General features: G+C 64.2%; 20 protein-coding genes. 10 read left to right on the top strand and 10 right to left on the bottom strand.

Annotation, left to right across the window (positions count from 1 at the left end):
• Positions 1–10: 10 nt before the first annotated feature.
• The gene (locus tag HWX31_RS24720; protein ID WP_174960784.1) at positions 11–565 is read right to left on the bottom strand and encodes an NADPH-dependent FMN reductase; all 555 of its coding nucleotides are present in this window, start codon (positions 563–565) and stop codon (positions 11–13) included.
• A 348-nt stretch (positions 566–913) separates the two neighbouring features.
• On the opposite strand from HWX31_RS24720, the gene HWX31_RS24715 reads away from it, so the two are divergent.
• Positions 914–1510, top strand: coding sequence for an RNA polymerase factor sigma-70 (locus tag HWX31_RS24715; RefSeq protein WP_174960782.1), 597 nt, complete (start codon positions 914–916; stop codon positions 1508–1510).
• Positions 1491–1685, top strand: a complete 195-nt coding sequence (locus HWX31_RS24710) for a zf-HC2 domain-containing protein (protein WP_174960780.1) — start codon at positions 1491–1493, stop codon at positions 1683–1685. The genes HWX31_RS24715 and HWX31_RS24710 overlap by 20 nt, the downstream gene beginning before the upstream one ends.
• A gap of 244 nt (positions 1686–1929) precedes the next feature.
• On the opposite strand, the gene arsC is transcribed toward HWX31_RS24710, so the two are convergent.
• A complete protein-coding gene (arsC, locus tag HWX31_RS24705) occupies positions 1930–2286 on the bottom strand; it encodes an arsenate reductase (glutaredoxin) (RefSeq protein WP_174960882.1) in 357 nt (118 codons plus the stop codon).
• A gap of 835 nt (positions 2287–3121) precedes the next feature.
• Between arsC and parA the strand changes: the two genes are divergently transcribed.
• Positions 3122–3784 carry a ParA family partition ATPase gene (gene parA / locus HWX31_RS24700; protein ID WP_174960778.1) on the top strand — a complete coding sequence of 221 codons (663 nt, stop codon included), beginning with the start codon at positions 3122–3124 and terminating at the stop codon, positions 3782–3784.
• Positions 3785–3807: 23 nt separating this feature from the next.
• Complete coding sequence (locus tag HWX31_RS24695) at positions 3808–4869, top strand: ParB/RepB/Spo0J family partition protein (protein WP_059750338.1); 1062 nt, start codon at positions 3808–3810, stop codon at positions 4867–4869.
• Between the two features lie 55 nt (positions 4870–4924).
• Here the strand turns inward: HWX31_RS24695 and HWX31_RS24690 are convergent, their stop codons facing one another.
• Positions 4925–6289, bottom strand: coding sequence for a replication initiation protein (locus HWX31_RS24690; protein WP_042584726.1), 1365 nt, complete (start codon positions 6287–6289; stop codon positions 4925–4927).
• 1854 nt (positions 6290–8143) lie between these two features.
• Between HWX31_RS24690 and HWX31_RS24685 the strand changes: the two genes are divergently transcribed.
• Positions 8144–9325 (top strand): DNA-binding protein, encoded by a 1182-nt coding sequence (locus tag HWX31_RS24685; protein ID WP_174960776.1) that lies wholly within the window; start codon positions 8144–8146, stop codon positions 9323–9325.
• A gap of 139 nt (positions 9326–9464) precedes the next feature.
• Here HWX31_RS24685 and HWX31_RS24680 read toward each other — a convergent pair whose 3' ends face one another.
• The 3 genes from HWX31_RS24680 to HWX31_RS24670 form a co-directional block, all read right to left on the bottom strand.
• Positions 9465–10478 carry a tyrosine-type recombinase/integrase gene (locus HWX31_RS24680; RefSeq protein WP_174960774.1) on the bottom strand — a complete coding sequence of 338 codons (1014 nt, stop codon included), beginning with the start codon at positions 10476–10478 and terminating at the stop codon, positions 9465–9467.
• A 164-nt stretch (positions 10479–10642) separates the two neighbouring features.
• Entirely contained in the window at positions 10643–11023 is a 381-nt protein-coding gene (locus tag HWX31_RS24675; RefSeq protein WP_174960772.1) for a DUF2471 family protein, read from the bottom strand.
• 198 nt (positions 11024–11221) lie between these two features.
• Positions 11222–11833: a helix-turn-helix domain-containing protein gene (locus HWX31_RS24670; protein WP_174960770.1), complete on the bottom strand. Its 612-nt coding sequence runs from the start codon at positions 11831–11833 to the stop codon at positions 11222–11224.
• A 160-nt stretch (positions 11834–11993) separates the two neighbouring features.
• On the opposite strand from HWX31_RS24670, the gene HWX31_RS24665 reads away from it, so the two are divergent.
• Together HWX31_RS24665 and tdh are read left to right on the top strand one after the other, a co-directional pair.
• Positions 11994–13193, top strand: coding sequence for a glycine C-acetyltransferase (locus HWX31_RS24665; protein ID WP_174960768.1), 1200 nt, complete (start codon positions 11994–11996; stop codon positions 13191–13193).
• Positions 13194–13205: 12 nt separating this feature from the next.
• Positions 13206–14234, top strand: coding sequence for an L-threonine 3-dehydrogenase (gene tdh / locus HWX31_RS24660; protein WP_059610648.1), 1029 nt, complete (start codon positions 13206–13208; stop codon positions 14232–14234).
• Positions 14235–14301: 67 nt separating this feature from the next.
• Here tdh and kdpA read toward each other — a convergent pair whose 3' ends face one another.
• The 3 genes from kdpA to HWX31_RS24645 are packed head-to-tail and all read right to left on the bottom strand — an operon-like array spanning position 14302 to position 17230.
• Positions 14302–16113, bottom strand: a complete 1812-nt coding sequence (kdpA, locus tag HWX31_RS24655) for a potassium-transporting ATPase subunit KdpA (protein WP_174960766.1) — start codon at positions 16111–16113, stop codon at positions 14302–14304.
• A gap of 47 nt (positions 16114–16160) precedes the next feature.
• Positions 16161–16607: a hypothetical protein gene (locus HWX31_RS24650; RefSeq protein WP_174960764.1), complete on the bottom strand. Its 447-nt coding sequence runs from the start codon at positions 16605–16607 to the stop codon at positions 16161–16163.
• Complete coding sequence (locus HWX31_RS24645; protein WP_174960762.1) at positions 16604–17230, bottom strand: GNAT family N-acetyltransferase; 627 nt, start codon at positions 17228–17230, stop codon at positions 16604–16606. The genes HWX31_RS24650 and HWX31_RS24645 overlap by 4 nt, the downstream gene beginning before the upstream one ends.
• A 219-nt stretch (positions 17231–17449) precedes the next feature.
• On the opposite strand from HWX31_RS24645, the gene HWX31_RS24640 reads away from it, so the two are divergent.
• Positions 17450–18064: a TetR/AcrR family transcriptional regulator gene (locus HWX31_RS24640; protein ID WP_174960760.1), complete on the top strand. Its 615-nt coding sequence runs from the start codon at positions 17450–17452 to the stop codon at positions 18062–18064.
• Positions 18065–18111: 47 nt separating this feature from the next.
• Complete coding sequence (locus HWX31_RS24635; RefSeq protein ID WP_174960758.1) at positions 18112–18591, top strand: nuclear transport factor 2 family protein; 480 nt, start codon at positions 18112–18114, stop codon at positions 18589–18591.
• A gap of 397 nt (positions 18592–18988) precedes the next feature.
• Here HWX31_RS24635 and HWX31_RS24630 read toward each other — a convergent pair whose 3' ends face one another.
• Entirely contained in the window at positions 18989–20074 is a 1086-nt protein-coding gene (locus HWX31_RS24630) for a tartrate dehydrogenase (protein ID WP_174960756.1), read from the bottom strand.
• A 124-nt stretch (positions 20075–20198) separates the two neighbouring features.
• Here HWX31_RS24630 and HWX31_RS24625 point away from each other — a divergent pair, with 124 nt between their 5' ends.
• Positions 20199–21122, top strand: a complete 924-nt coding sequence (locus HWX31_RS24625; RefSeq protein WP_174960754.1) for a LysR substrate-binding domain-containing protein — start codon at positions 20199–20201, stop codon at positions 21120–21122.
• The last annotated feature ends 35 nt before the right edge of the window (positions 21123–21157 follow it).

Below are 21157 nucleotides of genomic sequence, written 5' to 3'. Positions count from 1 at the left end.
TTCCCTGACCTCAGGCCCCCTTGTTCAGGCGCACCCACGTGGCGTAGCGGTCGACGAAGCCCTGCAGGAACTTGCGCGTATCGTCGCTGACGATCCTGCCCTCGTCGTCGATGCGCGTCGGGTCGTGCTTGATGAACATCTCCGGCTGCCCGAGCGTCGCGACGTCGAGATACGCGAGCACGTTGCGCAGATGCTGCTGCGACAGGGCCGTGCCGGTCGCGCCCGGCGACGTGCCGAGCACCGCGCCCGGCTTGCCCGCCCACGAGTTCGCGCCCCACGGGCGCGAGCCCCAGTCGATCGCGTTCTTCAGCACGCCGGGAATCGACCGGTTGTATTCCGGCGTGACGAACAGCAGGCCGTCGGCCGCTTCGATCGCCTGCTTGAAACGCTTGGCGACTTCCGGGAAGTCCGCGTCGTAGTCCTGGCTGTACAGCGGCAACTCGCCGATCTCGACGAATTCGAACGCAAGGTCGGCCGGCGCGAGCGAGATCACTGCGCGTGCGAGCGCGCGGTTCCAGGATCCGCGTCGCAGGCTGCCGACGATGACCGCAATGCGATGTGCCATGACTGTCTCCTTCCGATGGGTGTGGAATGAAATCGATTGCTTCAGGATAGGCGGCAAAGGTCTGTTTATAGGCAGGCCAGCCCGCGAGCCGTCCCACGGGGCCATCCGGCCGACTTTCCACAAGGTTTTCCACAGAAATTGTGGATAACTTTGTCGACATGCCCGGCTGTTGCACATGACCGGTCGCGCGCCAACGTTTGCGCGACGCCAACCTGTCGGCAAGCATAGCGCACGAATTCAGGAACAATGACACGGATTGCGGGCAGGCGCGACGCCCAGTAAGCTGCTCGCACCGCGCGGCGCGGCGACCTGTGGCGCGCGCGGCTTCCTCCCGAGAGATTCCCGACGATGCCGTCCGCGTACGACGAACCCGCCTATCTTGCACAACTGCGGCACGACCTGCTGCGTTTCGCGCGCCTGCAGCTGCGCGACGCCGATGCGGCCGAGGACGCAGTGCAGGAAGCGCTGACCGCCGCGTGGACGCATGCGGGGGATTTCGCCGGCCTGTCCGCGCACAAGACCTGGGTGTTCGGCATTCTGCGCAACAAGCTGATCGACGTGCTGCGCGCGCGGCAGCGGACGGTGAACCTGTCCGCGCTCGACGCCGAACTCGACGGCGAATCCGCGCTCGAGCGCGAACTCTTCAAGGACAACGGACACTGGGCCGCGCATGCGAAACCGCGGCCGTGGCCTCGACCGGAGACGCTGCTGCAGCAACAGCAGTTCTGGATGCTGTTCGAGATCTGCCTGAACCATCTTCCGGAGCAGATCGGACGCGTGTTCATGATGCGCGAGTTTCTCGATGTCGAGATCGACGACATCTGCAGCGAGTTGACGTTGACGACCAATCATTGCAGCGTGCTGCTGTACCGCGCGCGCACGCGCTTGCGCACCTGCCTGAGCGAAAAGGGGCTGACGACCGAAGATGCTACCGGGGAAATGTAAGGATGTGACGCGCCTGTTGTCGGATGCGCTCGACCGGCGTCTGACGGTCCACGAGCGCGTGCAGGTGCGCGTGCATTTGCCGACCTGCAGCGGCTGCCGGCAATACCGCGAGCAGATCGCGCTGCTGCGCACGGCGGCGAAGGCCGCGGCGGGGCAGGGGGACGAGGAGGCGTGACGGCTTCGCCGGCTTCGGGCTGACGCCGGCGGTCGAGAAACGCGACGTGCGCATCGGCGTTGGTCGTCGAGCGACGCTGCCGGTGATTCCTGCCGTTGACGCGTGCCGGCGTGATACCCGCCGCGTATCGCGCCGATAGATCGCGGTGTCGACGCAGCCGATCCGGCCGCACGTCGAGCACGCATCGATCATCCGGAGCATCCGCGCCGGTTCGGCACAATAAGAAAAATACGCGAAATTAGAATTATTCGAACAATTCGCGCACCGATTCAGGCGGGCGCCCGATGGCGGCCTTGCCCTTGTACACGACGATCGGACGCTGAAGCAGGATCGGATGCGCGGCGATCGCCTCATAGGCTTGCACATCGGTCAAATTCGCGCGACCGAGATCGAGCGCCTTGTACGGCTCCTCGTTGTCACGCAGCATGTCGCGAACCGGACGCGCGAGCTGACGATGCAGCGTTTCCAACTCCTCGACCGTCGGAGGCGTCTTCAGATACTCGATGACATTCACGGGCATGCCGCTCGGATTCAGCGCCTCGACAAGCGCCAGCGTCTCGCGCGATTTCGAGCATCGGGGGTTGTGGTAGATCGTGATCATCATTCGGACCTGGGTGATAGGGTCTCGTATTGTAGCCAGTCCTCACAGCGTGCTGGACGCGAGGAGTAAGGTTGCCGCACTCCGCATCGACGTCTTGGACGCTTGCTGGTTGCCTGCTCTCGATTCCAATGCGGGGCCACGGAATGTCGGGACATTCAATAGTGTCCCTTCTCTTTATGCGCATAAACCCAACGATGCGTGATGCCCTCTATCGCCGTGGAAGGATTGCGTGGCGTGCGATCGTGTCCGGCAGGGGAGTGTGCGTCTGGCACCGTCCGATGGTCTCGAGTCGCAGCACCGTGGCTCGACTGCCTGTTACACCACGACTGAGAGGACGCTGATCGGTGGCCGGTTTATGCGCATAAACGACATATGGACCACACAAGGCCTGACACGCGCCGCGCCAATGCCATACGTGAGAGCCGCTCACCAGTCTGAGGTCCGCTCGTGGGGCTGCTCCACCGGGGCGATCGTCACGAATCCCCCCAATGCATGAGTGGAAGGGCGCCTTCGATTTATGCGCATAAACTCCGTCGGCCGTTGCCACACGATGATTCCGTTACACGTCGACGCGTGGCACGCATCGACCGATTGACCTGCCAATGACCTGACCACCGTTCGCCACGCCGTTCGCATACCTCAGAGCGACAAAACCATGCGGCCATCTTCACGCGCCACCCCGGCAAGCGCGCCCATCCCCGGCCTCCACCGGGTCATCGGTTTATGCGCATAAATCGCTCGTCCGAACGGCCAACGCGTAGTTGACGAACAACAGTTTCATTGAAATATAAATATCGTCCTGTAGAATTCCAACGACCAAAAACAGGAGTGAAAATTGGCCGCGGAAATCATTGCAGTCACTCAACAAAAAGGCGGGGTCGGCAAAAGCACGATCGCCATGCACCTCGGCGCCGCATTTCACGAAAAAGGGAAGCGCGTCCTCGTCGTCGACGCCGATGGTCAGAACACCCTGATCCACTGGTCCAGCGCATCGGGCGACAGCGAAACCGGCATCCCTTTCCCTGTCGTGAATCTTGCCGAAGCTGGCGGCCAGATCCACCGCGAGATCAAGAAGTTCATCAACGACTACGACGTCATCGTCGTGGATTGCCCGCCGTCGATCACCGAGAAGGTCTCCGGCGTCGTCTTGCTCGCAGCATCGATCGCCGTCATCCCGACTTCGTCGTCGCCGGCCGATTACTGGTCGAGTGTTGGCCTGGTCAAGCTGATCCAGCAAGCGCAGGTCATGAACGAAGACCTGCGCGCCGTATTCCTGCTGAACAAGACCGAAGAGAAGCGCATGCTGACCCGCGAACTCAAGCGGGCGCTCGAGGAACTCGGCTTCCCGTTGCTCAAGACGCAAATCCCGACGCGGGAAGCGTACAAGCAGGCGATGGCACTCGGTCAGACCGTCCTGCAGATGAACGATCGCGGCGCGAAGCTCGCCGCCGCGGAAATTCGCGCATGCGCCGACGAGATCGTCGCGCTGCTGCCCTGACTTTATGCGCATAAAGGACTCGCATGAAACCTTCCCAATTCGCTAAAGGATTCCAGGCGCGACCGGATATGACGACGAGTGAAAAGCGCACGGCCCTCGATCGGCTGAATGCGATCGACGGTCTCGTCAAATCGGAAACGCCCGCACCTGCAGCACCGAAATCAGCCAAGAAAGACAGCGTCACACCGTCGGCGCCGGACATCACCCTCGATGTGTCGACGGACGAATCGTCCCAATACCGTGCGTGGCGTCTCGAGAACCGCTATGCGCCCGGACAGGTGATCGAACTCTCGCTGAAGGCGATCAAGCACAGCCCGTTCAACCCGCGGCACTTTTATCTGAAATCGTCGATTGCCGAGCTCGCGGTCAACCTTGCGAAGCAGGGGCAGCAACAGGCGATTCACGTGATTCCCGATTACGACAATCCGGGCATGTATTTCGTCAGCGACGGCGGCCGCCGCGTGCGTGCGCTGAAGGAAGCGAACAAGGAATCGGTCAAGGCGATCGTGATTGATCTGCCGATCGGCATCCAGAGCTACAAGCTCGGCTACGACCTGAACGTCCAGCGCGATTCGCAGACCGTGTTCGACAACGCGGTCGTGTGGCGCCGATTCCTCGACGACAAGCACTTCCTGAGTCAAAAGGAACTGGCCGAACATCTCGGGCTCGACGAGTCGACGGTCGCCGTCGCGCTGTCGATCGGCAAGCTGCCGGAAGCGATCATGCAGGAAATGGTCGCGCGCCCCGATCGCTTCGGTTCGAACATGGCGTATCAGGTCGGGCGCTATCACAACGCGCGCGGCACGGATGCGACGCTGCGGCTGATCAACAAGATCGTGTCGGACGACCTGAGCACACGCCAGGTGTCCGACATCGTGAAAGGTCGAGCGGCCGCCCAGGAAACGCCGAAACCCGCCAGCCGTCAGCGCTATGCGCAACGGCTCGAGATCAAGCTCGGCGGCAAGTCGGTCGGCGATCTGAAGTCGTATGGGGAAGACCGCATCGAATTGCGGCTGCGCGGGCTGCCGAAGGAAAAGCGTGACGCGATTCTCGAGCAGCTCGAGCGGATGCTGTTGTCGGACTGATCAGACGCGGCGGGCGCCCGGCGATGCCGGCGCCGCCGCAGGCAGGACGGGCGGCTCAGGCCGCCCGGGATTGATTCAGCGTAAAGGAAAGCAGATCGCCGTCGGTCGGCTCGCCCCAGGTCTTCCGGGCCAGCCAGTCGAAGAAAGCCGTCTCGGTCAGCTTGGAGTCGAGGCCGCGCTTGCGCCAATCGTCGCGCAGATGCGAGCCCATCGTCGGCAGTGCTTCCGATTCGAACGACTCGCGCGCCACCTCGCGCTCCGCTTCACCCTGCTCGTCGTACAGCGCCTTCGCTTCCTTGCGCCGGTACGCGGCATATTCGCTCAGCAGCCGCGCCTTCAGATCGTCCGGCTGCGCCGCGGCAGCCTTGCCCGGCGTCGCGCCGGCCGGCAACGCGTCGACGGCCTCCACCGGCGGCGCATAGCCCTTCTTCAGCGCATCCTTGAACAGCGCAGCCGCGCTGCGCACCGGCGGCAGCGACGTGCTGCGCATCCGCTGCTCCGTCATCTGCAGCGCCGCACGGATGCGGTTTTCTTCGCTATCCGCATACAGCGTCTGCGCTTCCTTCAACGGAATGCCGAGCTTCACCATCCGGTCGACCAGCGTGCTGTCGAACACGTTCGGATGCTCGTCGAGCGCCAGCATCGGCTGCTTGCGTTCGGTGACGCGGAACTGGATCTCCGCGACCCGCCGACCTTCACGATGCTCGATCAGCTCGACGAAGATGTTCGTGACCGCGTTGACCTCCGCAATCGCGGGACGCAGGTAGTCGCGCTTGAAGTACTTGTATTCGCGCTTCGCTTCGTCGCCGGCTTCGGTGTCGGGCGTGCCCGACAGGATCGGTCGCCACCATTCCCACGGCTCGCGCATCGTCAGGTGGCTCGGGTTCGTCAGGTAGCGCACGCAGATCTCGTATAGCGCGAGGCCCGCGCTGCTGCGCAGCTGGCTCTGGAACTGGAGGCTCAGGCGCGCGTACTGGACCGGGTCGAGCAGCTTCTTCTTGATCTTCGGTGCGAACGAGAATTCGACCCACACGCGACGCGTGGCCGGGTCTTCGAGAATTTCCGCATCCGCGATCAGTGTCGAGATCCCCCACTTGCGGCCGGGCTTCTGGCTCGACGTACCGGTGCTCCATTCGACCTGCACCGACACCATGCGGCGCAGGTGTTCCTTCACGAGCGCCGTATCGTTCGAATCGAAGGCGGAGTTGGCAACGATATCCGACAGCAGCGCGCGATAAGTATCGCCCGAGTCGTCGGCCTGTTGGGCCACGGCCAGCAGGACATTGAACAGCTTGCGAGTCAGGAGGGTGATCTTGCCGCTTTTCGGCTGAATGGCGATCGCCTCGACGGCCTTTCGCAATTCGGCTGAACTGGCACTCACCACATCCACATCGGTTTTCTTGGCGCGCTTCGTGGCCATGCGTCTGGTCGGAGGAGAAGTTTCCCGGAAGGATAGCGCCTGTGGTGATGCGCGTCCAGAACGGCATGCTCACCATAGCCGGTGATGCGCGCCGGCAAAACGGCACTCACCCCAATCGGTTCCCGTAAAGGCTCACCAGTCCAGAATCGGCCTGTGCGGGACTCACCTTTACGCGTCGCGGGAGACGCGGAATCACAGTTTTTCGCCTGTGCACGATACGTGCGCCGCACCTTCCCGTATCGGCTCACCTGTGATCTTGTCGCAAATTTGCGACTGCCTTTCGTGAGCGCCGCACAGCGTTTTCACTGCGCCTGACCGAGCGCAGCAAACCTGTGCACAACCGCCTGTATGCATGTACAGGCAAAGCCGGTCGGGCGATCGGCACAGCGTCAGAAGTCCGGACAGACACACGCATTCGGCGCATGAACGACCAGATCCGGCATGGCCTGTGCGTGTTTCGATGCCCATCGCCACCCTGCTTCGACAGCCCGGGCGCGCATTGTACAGTGCACCATCGTCAAAGGCTCCCGAAAACTCTCACCCTCGCCCCCCACAGCCCTGGTGGCCGATCTGTGGCGAACGCCCGTCGCGCGCGGGATCGACCGTTTGCGCCTCCTGCAAACCCTCACCTTACCGACAAAAACGCCACGAAAGCAGACATTCGGACGACTCCCGAAAAACCTCACCGTAACCTCCGCGGTTTCAAAAAACCCAATGCTCTCCGATACTTAGCGAGATTTTCCGATGCCCGCCCCAATGCCAGCAGCCCCCGAAAAGCCTCACCTATCCACAGCGCCCATTCGTACGACAGCTGCGTGACGAGCCCCGAAAAATCTCACCTTTGCCAAAAAAACGCCTGTGAGAACGGGCTCACCATCCAGTGCCGGCGGGGATTTCAGCGGAAGTGGACGCTCACAGCTCCCGAAAAACCTCACCATTGACCATTTTTCGAGCAAATACCGTTCCCGAAAACGCTCACCTTTGGGTCTACAGGCCATTCTTCATTCACGCCCCGAAAAAGCTCACCTCAAGCCGATCCGGCCGGGGAATCCGCCGTTTTGCTCCCGAAAACACTCACCTTTTGGGGATCACAGGTCCACAAATGGACTTTTGCGGTGCAAAATCGCGTTCGCGTCCCGGATGTCCTCACATCAAAACTGTGTGGAATCCCGTGGAATCTCACCTTTCATCCAAATTGCCTAAAAGAAGGGCAGAATCGGCAGGAAACGAAGGTCCCGAAAAGGCTCACCGACACCCTCACAGGCAAAAAACTGTGCTCTCAGGCACAGCAGGCGTTTCGTGGCTGTGAAGCCCCGAAAACCCTCACCTTTGGAAAATCCTGTGATTCACTGTGGTCCTGAATCCGCTCACGACCTTTCCTGCAAGGGCTCACGCAGCCCCCCGAACCCCATCACGTAAGCTCCCGGAGAAGATCACCTTGATTCCCGTAAAGCTTCACCTTTCCGGTCTGAAACCCTTGCTACATAAGGCTGTGCCGTGGCGTTAACGTTTTTAACTAAGGGTTCAAAGGTGTTTACTTCTATTACTCTCAACACTTCGGGGATGGAGTTTTCCACAGACACCCCTTACCCCAATACCCACCGATCCTTGGGACCTGCCGTCATGTGAAACAACGCTGAATTTTCGGTATTGGTTAAAAAACGCTTTCGATACAATCGCTTAGCTCATTTTCTTCGCTTTGTTTCACGGAATCTGCACCCTTCGTCGGTCACAGACGGCCATAGCAGCGCTTTCTGTGCACATCGACGCAAATTCGCAACGTCTGTCAAAAATCAGTATCAATCACTACGTATTTCGTTATGATTGCGACACTCAATGCTTGTGAGAGACGTCATGACCCTGGACGAGATGCGTCAAGTCATCCGAGAAGAGCTGGAATCGTTGCGCGCTGCCGGCGCACGACGCCAGGAGTTGTCGCTGCATGCGTGCAAGCGGCTGTTTTTCGATCTCGGCATCCGGCCGTCAGCCGCCAATGTCCGCGATCTCACCCAGACCGGCAGTGCCAGCGACATTCCGAAGGACATCGACCATTTCTGGGAGCGGATCCGCTCGGCATCGAAGGTTCGTCTGGAAGGCGCCGCGATTCCGAAGGCCGTCGAGGAAAAAGCCGGTGCGCTGCTCGGCACACTCTATGAAGAAGCACTGAAAGTTGCACGCGACAGTCTCGACGCGGACCGTGAACAGGTGCGCACCGACGTCGCGCAGGCTGAACAGCAGTTGCGCGACGCGGCCGTTCGCCAGGAAACGCTCGAAGCGGCCATCGCACGCGGCGAAACCCGCAATGAACAGCTTCAGGCGCGGGTGACCGAGCTCGAAGTTCAGCTAGCGTCCCAAAACACCCACGGTTCGGCAAACGAGGCCACGCTGCTCACCACAGTCAACCGTCTGGAAAAGGATCTGGCAGCGGCCACCGGCCGCGTCGATGCCGAACAGACGCAGAACGCCGCGCTGCGCGACCGCATCGATGCGCTGCAAGCCGAGTTGCAGCAACGAACCGAGCATTACGCGCAGCAGATCAAGGATGCGGTGGCCGAGGCCGAGCGCCGGGTCAAGCCGATGTTGGTCGAGCTGGACTCGTTGCGCAGCATGGCGTCGACGTATCAGGCCGGGCTGCGTGACGTGCAGCGCAAGGAATTCGATTTTCTGCAGCAATTGAGTGCTGCGAAGACTCGCGCGGACCGCCTCGAGGAACAACTGCGCAGCCAGAGCGACGAATTGGCCGCGGCGACGCGCGAAATGAACACGCTGCGTGCGAATCGCGGGATGAATCCGGAAATTGCCGGGTTGATCCGGCGCCTGGCCGATGCCGGCAAGCTCGACGCCGACGCATTCACAGTGATCGGCACGGCACTGGACTCCGATATCCCCGTGCCGAACCAGTGTCCGCACTGCGACGGCGAACCGGAGTTGTCTCACACGGATGAGGGTTTCGAAGTGTCGTGCCCGGAGTGTGAATACGCATCAGGCTCGTGGCCCTCGCGCTTCGAAGCCGTCACCCGTTTTGGAAGCAATTGACCGCGTTCAATCCGGACGCACAGTCAGAGGTGAGGTTTTTCGGGAGGCTTGAGGTGAGGTTTTCCGGGATCGATGAAACGGTGAGGCCCTGCTGCGCAAGGCGCTCACACATCGCTGGCTGCGTCCGGCAAGATCCGGATCAGTGAGATTCGGGCTCGGACGGCACCTCACCCTCGATCAGGCTGTCACGCCAGTTTTTCCACGCACGGTGCAGACGATTCGACGAGATCGGCTGCACGAAGCCCAGCCACGTGCCGACCCGCTCGGGCGGCACGTCGTTCTCGAACAATTCCGCGGCATAGGTGTTGCGCAAGGTCTGCGGGCTTGCGCGCGCGGTGCGCGACGTCGCGATGTCTGCCGCTTCGACGATTGCGTCGACTGCGCGCAACATCGTCGCCTTGTGCATCGGACGCCCCACGTGCGATGCCGGAAAGACGAGGTCGCCCGGAATGTCCTGACGCTTGCGTTCCGCGAGCCACGCATCGAACAGCGCGATCGCGAATGACGCCAGGTGCGTTTCCCGTGCGAAATCGGGATGTGTCGACGGAATCTGCAGCGACATGCCGCCCGGGTTGATGCAACTAATCGTAAGCACGCGGGCTTCGCCGGTCTTCACGCCGGCGCCGAGAAACGCGGCAACGAGCGCGCGGTCGCGACGCTCTTTCCAGTGCGCGGCGCCGGTTACGCCGATCGGTGAAAACAGGTAGGCAAGCAGCTTCGCGCGCTCGGCCGGCGCGAGAAAGCCGGTCGGCTCGTTGTCGCGCGCCTTGCGCCAGGTCGCTTCGCCATCCTGAGCAATGAAGCGTGCCGGGTTGGTCGATCCGAATTCGCTGCGCCGGATATGATCGAGCACGCGCTCGATCAGCCTCAAGTAGCGCATTCGCTGCGTTTTCTTGATCGGCAGCTCGCCGACGAAGTGGGCGATCGACGCGGTGTCGACCGATGCGAGATTTTTCTGATGCGTGCGCAGCCAGGTCAGAAACGCCCCCCACTGCGCGCGATAGACGTCGGCGGACGACTGGCGGTAGTCCTGCATGGCAAGCCATGCGTCGAACGCGGCTTCGGGCGATGCGATCCAGTCCGATGCGTGACGGTCGAACAAATCCTTTTCTTCCGTTGGCAATGGCGTGTGCGTGGATGAAGGAAGGGACATGTTAATTTTTCCGTTAGTTGCGTGCATGGTAGCTCTTTTTGCAAACCCCGGGCGGGATGAGCGGAAAGGCTCGACACACGGGACGCGCATCCGTCGCCGCACTGCATGGCGCTCACTCACTCGACCGCATCGACGGTTGCCGGCAAGCCGCGCCCGGCCCGCAATCAGCCGCGCCAACCCTTGGCCACGCGCGCGGTTTTGACGGACGGGGGACGCACGTCGCGCTTGCTTGCCGCGGCCTCATACGCGATGACCGCGAACGAGAATACGGCCGGCAGCGCGTTGGACTTGCCGAAGTCGGTCGGGTCGTCCGTTTCGGGAAACGTCATGTCCGACGGCCGTTCGAACAATTGACGCATGCCGGCCTCGTGCCGGCTGGCAAACCCGAGATCCGCCAATGCCTCGGCTTCGATCGCGTGCAGCAGGCGCCACGTCAGTGGCACCTGCTGCCGGATGTAGCGCCCGGCAATATGCCGAACGATCTGTTCGAGGTCATGCGCAGCAGCCTTGAAGCTGAGCGCGGCCAAATCTTGTTCTTCGGTCATCGCAGGCTCCTGTCGGCCGGAGTTGGTGCTATAGCGCCTTACGCCGGCCCCATGCTTTGCGGTCGGCCGGAGTGGGCGCTTTAGCGCCTGGGGTGGCCCCATGCTTCGCACTCTGGCCGACGCATATCGGAATGTCCGTATACTGTACAAACATACAGTATTTTCCGCAACTGGCCGTTTGGCTGACTCGACGGCCCGTCAGCGATGAATCACGATCAACAACGCTCTCGCTTCGGCCTTGCCGGGATTGCGGATCGCGTGCGGCGCGTCGGCCGGGTAGCGTGCGGTATCGCCGCTCTTCAGGCGGCGCACGGCCGCCGCGGCCTCGATTTCCATCGTGCCCTGCAGCACGGTCAGGTGCTCGCGCGTACCTGGCTCGTGCGCGTTCGAGACGAGCGCGCCACCGCCCGGCAGCGTCAGTTCGTACCACTCGAACCGGCCGGCGAGATCGATCGGGCCCCAGACGCGCAGCTGGTATCGGCCGTCGTGGCCGGCGAGCGTCGGGATGTCGTGCGGACCGTCGACGCGGATCGTCTCCTGCGACTTCGGCTGCGAGAACAATTCGTCGAGCGTGATGCCGAGCGCGTTCGTCAGCCGCCACGCGACGGCGATCGTCGGGTTCGCCTTGTCGCGCTCGATCTCGGAGAGCATCGACTTCGACACGCCGGCCGCGCGCGACAGGTCGTCGAGCGTGAGCTTGCGTTCGTTGCGCAGGCGCTGGATCTGTTCGCCGACGCGCGGCGGCGTCGCGGCGGCCGGCGGCGGTGCGGCCTCGGCGGGTGTGCGCCGCGAACCGGAGGAGCTTGCCATTTGAATTCCGTTCGCTTAGAGTTGTTCGGTATTTCGAATTTTAGTTCGGAATAACGGAAAAGAGCGGTCAACCGAACGACCGACTATAACAGTAGCAGGCTGCCGGGCCGCCGCCACGAGCGGCGGCCGGCGGGTTGCGATTCATGTCAGGAGCTTTGCGATGCGTGATGCCTTTCTCGCCCAGGTGCGCGGGACGCTCGACCAGATCCGCGCGGACGGTTTCTACAAGACCGAGCGCGAGATCGCGAGCCCGCAGGCGGCAGCCGTGCGGCTCGCCGGCGGCGCCGGCGTGCTGAATTTCTGTGCGAACAACTATCTCGGTCTGGCCAACGATGCGCGCCTGATCGCCGCGGCCAAGGCCGGTCTCGACCAGGACGGGTTCGGGATGGCATCGGTGCGCTTCATCTGCGGCACGCAGACCGTGCACAAGCAGCTGGAAAGCGCGCTTGCCGCATTCCTCGGCACCGACGACAGCATCCTCTATTCGAGCTGCTTCGACGCGAACGGCGGGCTGTTCGAAACGCTGCTCGACGAGAAAGACGCCGTGATCAGCGACGAGCTGAATCACGCGAGCATCATCGACGGCATCCGCCTCTGCAAGGCGCAGCGGTATCGCTACAAGAACAACGACCTCGCGGATCTCGAAGCGAAGCTCAAGGAAGCCGACGCGGCGGGCGTGCGCCACAAGCTGATCGCGACCGACGGCGTGTTCTCGATGGACGGCATCATCGCCGACCTGAAGGGCATCTGCGATCTGGCCGACCGCTACGGCGCACTCGTGATGGTCGACGATTCGCATGCGGTCGGCTTCATCGGCAAGCATGGGCGCGGCACGCCCGAATACTGCGGCGTCGAGGGGCGCATCGACATCATCACCGGCACGCTCGGCAAGGCGCTGGGTGGCGCCTCGGGCGGCTACGTCGCCGCGCGGCGGGAGGTCGTGGAGCTGCTGCGCCAGCGCTCACGCCCATACCTGTTCTCGAATACGCTCACGCCGAGCATCGCCGCGGCGTCGCTCGAGGTGCTCGAGCTGCTCGGCAGCGACGAAGGTGCGAAATTGCGCGAGCGCGTGCGCGAGAACGGCGCGCGCTTTCGCCAGCAGATGACCGAGGCCGGCTTCACGCTGGTGCCGGGCGCGCATCCGATCATCCCGGTGATGCTCGGCGATGCGCAGCTCGCGACGAACATGGCCGATGCGCTGCTCGCCGAAGGCGTCTACGTGATCGGCTTCTCGTTCCCGGTCGTGCCGCGCGGGCGCGCGCGCATCCGCACGCAGATGAGCGCTGCGCATACGCCCGAACAGATCGACCAGGCGGTCGCCGCGTTCGTGCGCGTCGGCAAGTCGCTCGGCATCGTCTGACGGAGACCGCCCATGAAAGCACTTGCAAAGCTCGAACGCGGTCCCGGCCTGTCGCTCACGCGCGTGAAGCGCCCCGAGGTCGGGCACAACGACGTGCTGATCAAGATCCGCCGCACGGCGATCTGCGGCACTGACATCCACATCTGGAAGTGGGACGACTGGGCGCAGAAGACGATTCCCGTGCCGATGCACGTCGGTCACGAATACGTCGGCGAGATCGTCGAGATGGGGCAGGAAGTGCGCGGCTTCGCGATCGGCGATCGCGTGTCCGGCGAAGGCCACATTACCTGCGGCTTCTGCCGGAACTGCCGCGCGGGGCGCCGGCACCTGTGCCGCAACACGATCGGCGTCGGCGTCAATCGCGAGGGCGCGTTCGCCGAATACCTGGCGATTCCCGCGTTCAACGCGTTCAAGATTCCGCCGGAGATTTCCGATGATCTCGCGGCGATCTTCGACCCGTTCGGCAACGCGACGCACACGGCACTGTCGTTCAACCTCGTCGGCGAGGACGTGCTGATCACCGGCGCCGGCCCGATCGGCATCATGGCCGTCGCGATCGCGAAGCACGTCGGCGCGCGCAACGTCGTGATCACCGACATCAACGACTACCGGCTCGAACTGGCGCGCAAGATGGGCGCGACGCGCGCGGTCAACGTCGCGCGCGAGTCGCTGCGCGACGTGATGACCGACCTGCACATGACCGAAGGGTTCGACGTCGGGCTCGAGATGTCCGGCGTGCCGAGCGCGTTCACGAGCATGCTCGAGGCGATGAACCACGGCGGCAAGGTCGCGCTGCTCGGCATTCCGCCCGCGCAGACCGCGATCGACTGGAACCAGGTGATCTTCAAGGGGCTGGAGATCAAGGGCATCTACGGCCGCGAAATGTTCGAGACCTGGTACAAGATGGTCGCGATGCTGCAAAGCGGTCTCGACCTGTCGCCGATCATCACGCACCGCTATGCCGTCGACGATTACGAGCAGGGCTTCGCGGCGATGCTGTCCGGCGAAAGCGGCAAGGTGATTCTCGACTGGACGGCCTGAACGCGTTCCCTGCATTGCGTGCGTCGTCGCGCCTCGCGGCGCGGCATCGGCCGGGGGCACGGAAGCGTCACCGGCCGGCCGTCATCGCAAGATGCTCGGCGATCGGGCCGAGCGCGAGCGCCGGCAGGAACGTCAGCAGCGTGACCAGCACCACGGTCGAGAGCAGCATGCAGACGAACAGCGGCCCGTGCGTCGGCAGCGTGCCGGCGCCGGCCGCGCGTCGCTGCTTGGCCGCGAGGGAGCCCGCGATCGCCAGCACCGGCACGATGACCGTGAAGCGGCCGAACCACATCGCGGCGGCCAGTGACGTGTTGTAGAACGTCGTGTTCGCCGACAGGCCCGCAAACGCGCTGCCGTTGTTGTTCGCGGCGGACGAGAACGCGTAGAGCATCTCGCCGAAGCCGTGCGCGCCCGGATTGCCGAGTCCGGCGACGCCGGCCGGCGTCACGGCCGCGATTGCGGTGCCGACCAGCACGATCGCCGGCGTCGCGAGAATCGCGATCGACACCATCTTCATTTCGTACGCTTCGATCTTCTTGCCGACGTATTCGGGGGCGCGCCCGATCATCAGCCCGGCGACGAACACCGCGAGCAGTACCACCATCAGCATGCTGTACAGGCCCGAACCGGGGCCGCCGAACACGACTTCGCCGGTCTGCATCAGCGCCATCGGCACGAGGCCTCCGAGCGGCGTGAACGAATCGTGCATCGCATCGACTGCGCCGTCGCCGCTGCTCGTCGACACCGTTGCGTACAGGGCCGACGACACGATCCCGAAGCGCGTCTCCTTTCCTTCCATGTTGCCGCCCGGCTGGCTCGCCGACGCGACCGTATCGATGCCGGGCGCATTCAGCGCCGGACCGGCAGCCTGCTCCGCCCGGATCGCCATCGCGGCGGCGGCGACGAACAGCGTCAGCATCGCGGCGTAGATCGCCCATCCCTGCCGGCGGTCCTGAATCATCGTGCCGAACGTGTGGCAGAGCGCGGCCGGAATGATCAGCATCGCCAGCATCTGCAGGAAATTCGCGAACGGTGTCGGGTTCTCGTACGGATGCGCGGAGTTCGCGTTGAAGAATCCGCCGCCGTCGCCGCTCATCAGCTTGATCGATTCCTGCGACGCGACGGGCCCCATCGGCAGCGTCTGCGTGTTGACGACAGACAACTGCGCCGTTTGCGCGGGCGTGTTCGAGGCGGGCGTCGTGCGGTACGGCTGCACGATCGCGACGTCGCGATTCGGCGTGAAATTCTGCACCACGCCCTGCCCGATGAACGCCGCCGCGAACAGGGCCGCCAGCGGAACCAGCACGTAGAGCGTCATGCGCGTCAGGTCGATCCAGACATTGCCGATCGTTTTGCTGCCCCGGCGCACGAGCCCACGAATCAGCGCAAGCATGACGGCCATCCCGCTCGCCGCCGACAGGAACGCCTGCACGCCGATGCCGAGCATCTGCGTCAGGTGGCTGAGCGTCGTCTCGCCCGCATACGCCTGCCAGCTCGTATTCGTCGCGAAGCTGACGGCCGTGTTGAACGCGAGCCCCGGCTCGACGTTCGGCAAGTGCTGCGGATTGAGCGGCAGCCAGACCTGGATGCGCTGCAGCAGGTAAAGCGCAACCGCGCCGAGCGCGTTGAATGCGACGAGCGCGACCGCATAGCGCTTCCAGTCCATTTCCTCGTCGCGGGCGACGCCCGCCAGCCGGTAAATCGCGTGTTCGATGGCGGCGACGCGCCGCAGCGGCCCCGGCAGGTCGCCGAGCGCGATACGGGCGATGGTTGTCCCGAGCGGTTTGACCAGAAAGGTGAGAACAAACAGGAACACGCCGACCTGTGCGCAGGCATTGCCGATCACGCTGCCTCCCAGGCCGGCGCCGCCGGCCTGCATCGAATGGATTGTTTCATTTCAACGCATGCATAACGCGGCGCGCGCCGCTAGCGGAGCGGCTTGTTCTCGATCCAGTGCGGATCGAGCTGCAGGTTGATGAGCACGAGCCAGCGCTTCGGACAGCGCGGCGCGATGCGGACCGGCTCTTCGTCGGGACCGCCGAACGCGACGAACCCGTGTTCGAGCGCATGGCGGTATGCGCGCTGTGCGTCGGCCTGCAGCCAGTAGCTGACCAGCGCGCACGACATGAAGCGGAACAGCAGCAGCGTCGCGGCCTCCGGCGCGAACCCCGCCGAGACGAGCGCGAATTCGAATGCGAGCGTCAGCAGGTGCGCGACGGCAATCGTGACGAGTGCCAGCTTCGCGAGGCCGCGCAGCCGGATCGCGGCGCGAAGGCGCGCGTTGCGCAGCGCGAGCCGCGCGGCTTCGTCCGGCGAGACGGGTGGGTTGGGCGGGATGGACGAGTCGCGTCCCGGGAGCGGGTCGCGCTTCATGATGACGCCGCTTGCCGGCGAACGGGCCGGATCGCGACGGCGCCGTGCATCGCGGCGGTGCGGTTCGTCGCGCCGATCGGCTTGCAAAGCACGGCGCTGTCATACCCGCGGCCCGCGAAGCGCATGACGTCGATCGGCCGGAAGCCTTCGCCGACGCAGAACGCGACGAGCCGGCCGGCCTCTTGCGGCACATCGAGCGCGAGATGGCTGGCCCGGTGCGACGCGCTCCACTGCTCGGCGAACGCGAGCAGCGACCGGCCGATGCCGTGCGCCTGCCAGACCGGATCGACCGCGAGCTCGCGGATCGTCGCGACCCGGCGGCTGCGATACGGATCGCACGGCGAATCGGGATCGGACGGGCGCATCGTCAGCGTCGCGACCAGATGTCCCTTGCTGAGCGCGACGAAGCACTCGCCCGCGAGCGTTCCGGCGGCGGAACGGTCGGCGGCCGGGTACGGAAAGCCCAGCGCGACGAGGGGCGCGAAGGCACGCTGCAGCAGCGCGGTCAGCGACTCGTACGAGTCGATGCGCGGATCGAAACGTCTCAGCACGACGCGCTCGTCGAGCTGCTTCGCGTAAGCGGCGTAGGTACGGGTGCGACGTGCGGGTTCGGAATGCGGCATGACATCCTCAGGCCCAACAAGGTGCACGCAGTGTAGTGAGTCGCGAATGTCGGCATCAAGAAAAAATGTCGTAAAGATTGCGGACCGGCTTCGACGCACGACCACCGTCGCATGCATGTTGTGGTGGAACGATCGTTCTGCATTTTGCTTGACGAGGGAGAATGATCGTTCTACAGTAAACCCATCAACTCGAACCATCACAGATCCGTTTGACCGACCATGACCTCATACGAACCTCAGCCCGGGGAACCGGGCGCGCGCGACCGTCTGCTCGATGCGGCCGAAGCGCTGATCTATTCGGGCGGTATCCACGCAACCGGCGTCGACGCGATCGTGAAACGGTCGGGCGCGGCGCGCAAGAGTTTTTATTCGCACTTCGAATCGAAGGAGGCGCTGGTCGTTGCGGCGCTCGAACGCCGCGACGAACGCTGGATGCGCTGGTTCGTCGATACGACGCTCGCGCGCGGCAAGACGCCGCGCACGCAGCTGCTCGGCATGTTCGACGTACTGCGCGACTGGTTCTTGCAGCCCGATTTTCACGGATGCGCGTTCCTGAACGCGTCGGGCGAGATCGCGGACGCCGACGATCCGGTGCGGATCGTCGCGCGGGCGCACAAGGCGCGATTGCTGGCGTTCGTGCGCGAACGGCTCGACGCGCTGGCCGACGACGCGGGGATCGAGCGCCGCACGCTCGCGCGCGTCGCGCGCCAGTGGCTCGTGCTGATCGACGGCGCGATCGGCGTGGCGCTCGTGAGCGGCGATGCGACGGCCGCCCGGGATGCGCGCGCCACTGCCGAACTGTTGCTCGACGCCGTGTCGCGGCCGTCGAGGTAGCAAGCTGGCCGCGGCTTTGCGCGGCCGAACCCTGACTGGAGAAAACGATGTCTGAATCAGCCGAAGTCCGCCCGCCCGTTCCGCCCTTTTCGCTGAAGACGGCGCGACAGAAGGTCCGCGCCGCCGAGGACGGGTGGAACACCCGTGATCCGCAACGCGTGTCGCTCGCTTATACGCCGCAGAGCCGCTGGCGCAACCGCGCGGAGTTCGTGACCGGCCGCGACGCAATCGTCGGGCTGTTGCAGCGGAAATGGACGCGCGAGCTCGACTACCGGCTGATCAAGGAGTTGTGGGCGTTCGACGGCAACCGCATCGCGGTGCGGTTCGCGTATGAATGGCATGACGATGCCGGCAACTGGTTCCGCTCGTACGGCAACGAGAACTGGGAGTTCGACGACAACGGCCTGATGGCGCATCGCCACGCGAGCATCAACGACATGCCGATCCGCGAAGCGGACCGGCTCTTTCACTGGCCGCTCGGCCGCCGTCCGGACGATCATCCGGGCCTGTCCGATCTCGGTCTGTAAGCGCGTCGCACAGTCGGACGCGGCGGCTGTGCGATCGAATGGTGAGGAAATGCGGGAGCAGGTTCGTTCAAGGTGAGCGTTTTCGGGAGCGGGTGAAAACGCCATCGCATCAGTCGCTTCGGTGGCGCACCGGCACGACGTGCTGTTCACCGGTCGCGTTCAGTGCGAATACGCGATGTGACGCTGCCGAAATGCATGGTGGTGCGTATCCGCACGCCGTGTTTCTCACCGCGGGCCGCATTCCGGTCGAACGGAAGCACCCGTCGGTGCGCGTCGATACACCGTGCATCTCACCCATGTGCAAGATCGGCACGTCACCGCGCCAAGCGTGCGGCGCGTCGTGCCGATCACCTCACCTCTGTTGCATACGGCGCAGCGTCGCCCAGCCCATCACCGGTCATCCCGCAATCCGCGCCGCGACCGCTTCGCCCACGTCCTGCGTGCCGGCGCTGCCCGCGAGATCGCGCGTATGCGGCCCCGTGCGCAGCACGTCCTCGATCGCGGCGACGATCGCGTCGTGTGCGTCGCGTTCGCGGCCGGCGCCGTTGCCGAGGAAGTCGAGCATCATCGCCGCCGACCAGATCATCGCGATCGGGTTCGCGATGAATTGCCCCGCGATGTCGGGCGCCGAACCGTGCACGGGCTCGAACAGCGACGGAAACGCGCGATCGGGGTTGAGGTTCGCGGACGGCGCGATGCCGATCGTGCCCGTGCATGCGGGGCCGAGATCCGACAGGATGTCGCCGAACAGGTTCGATGCGACGACGACGTCGAAGCGGTCCGGCTGCAGCACGAAGCGCGCGCACAGGATGTCGATGTGCTGCTTGTCCCAGACGATGTCCGGATAGCGTTCGGCCATCTCGGCCGCCCGTGCGTCCCACCACGGCATGCTGATCGCGATGCCGTTGCTCTTCGTCGCGACCGTCAGGCGTTTCGCGCGCCGCTGCGCGAGCTCGAACGCGAACTTCAGCACGCGCTCGGTGCCGTGCCGCGTGAAGATCGATTGCTGCACGACCACCTCGCGGTCGGTGCCTTCGAACATCGTGCCGCCGACCGACGAGTATTCGCCTTCGGTGTTCTCGCGCACGATCATGAAGTCGATGTCGCCGGCGCGGCGGCCGGCGAGCGGCGACGGCACGCCGTCGAACAGGCGCGCGGGGCGCAGGTTGATGTACTGGTCGAACTCGCGGCGGAACTTCAGCAGCGAACCCCACAGCGAGATGTGATCGGGCACCGTCGCGGGCCAGCCGACCGCGCCGAACAGGATCGCATCCATGCCCATCAGCTGCGCTTTCCAGTCCTCCGGCATCATTCGGCCGTGCTGCGCGTAGTAGTCGCAGCTCGCCCATTCGATGTGCGTGAAGTCGAAGCGGATGCCGAAGCGGGCCGTCACCGCGTCGAGCGCGCGCAAGCCTTCGGGCATTACTTCACGGCCGATGCCGTCGCCGGGGATGACGGCGATTTTGTAAATCCTGTCGCTCATGCGAATGCTCCTCCAGATCGATTCGGGCCGCCGCGGATCACGCGCGCAGCAGCGGACACCCCCATTCTATTTGTTTCCGTTCGGATTAAAATCACCGAAATAGTTAATCGACTTTCCACGAATCGTGAACAAATCGCCGAACCTGGACGACCTGCGCGTATTCAGCGTCGTCGTCCGCCTGACGAGCTTCAGTGCGGCGGCCGAGCAGCTCGGCGTGTCGCCCGCGTATGTCAGCAAGCGCGTTGCGCAACTGGAAGCGCAGCTCGGCACGCGGCTGCTGCACCGCTCGACGCGCCGTGTCGCGGTGACGGAAGCCGGCGAACGCGTGCTCGCGCGTGCCGAGAAGATTCTCGACGACGTCGATCATCTCGTCGAGGACGTGTCGACCACGCGCACGGTGCCGCGCGGCACGCTGCGCATCTCGAGCAGTTTCGGCTTCGGCCGGCACGTCGTCGCGCCGGCGCTGCTCGCGTTCACCGAGCGTTATCCGCAACTGAACGTGCGGCTCGATCTGTTCGACCGGCTCGTCGACGTCGCGGGCGAAGGGTTCGACCTCGACATCCGGATCGGCGACGAGATCGCCGATCACCTGATCGCGCGCCGGCTCGCGTCGAACCATCGCGTGCTGTGCGCGTCGCCCGCCTATCTCGTGCGGCGCGGCACGCCGCGCACGCTCGCGGACCTTTCGTCGCACGAATGCCTCGCGATCAAGGAGCGCGATCATCCGCTCGGCGTGTGGCGCATGAACGTGCGCGGCGAGACGCAGACCGTGAAGGTCGGCGGCGCGCTGTCGACGAATCATGGCGAAGTCGCCGTGCAATGGGCGCTCGCAGGGCGCGGGGTCGTGCTGCGGTCGATCTGGGAAGCGGGGCCGCTGATCGCGCGCGGCGCGCTATGTCGCGTGCTGCCGGACGCAACCCAGCCCGCGAACGTGTGGGCCGTCTATCCGCAACGGGTCGCGACGTCGGCGAAAGTGCGCGTGTGCGTCGACTTTCTCGCGGATGAGTTCGCGCATCTGAACGACACGGCGAACGACGGCGTCGCGTGATGCGCGCCAAAGGTGAGCTTTTGCGGGATCGTGAT

Source organism: Burkholderia ubonensis, assembly GCF_902833085.1.
Taxonomy (GTDB): domain Bacteria; phylum Pseudomonadota; class Gammaproteobacteria; order Burkholderiales; family Burkholderiaceae; genus Burkholderia; species Burkholderia ubonensis.
The sequence above is the reverse complement of the archived record's forward strand: the minus strand, read 5'-3'. Positions and strand labels throughout refer to the sequence as shown.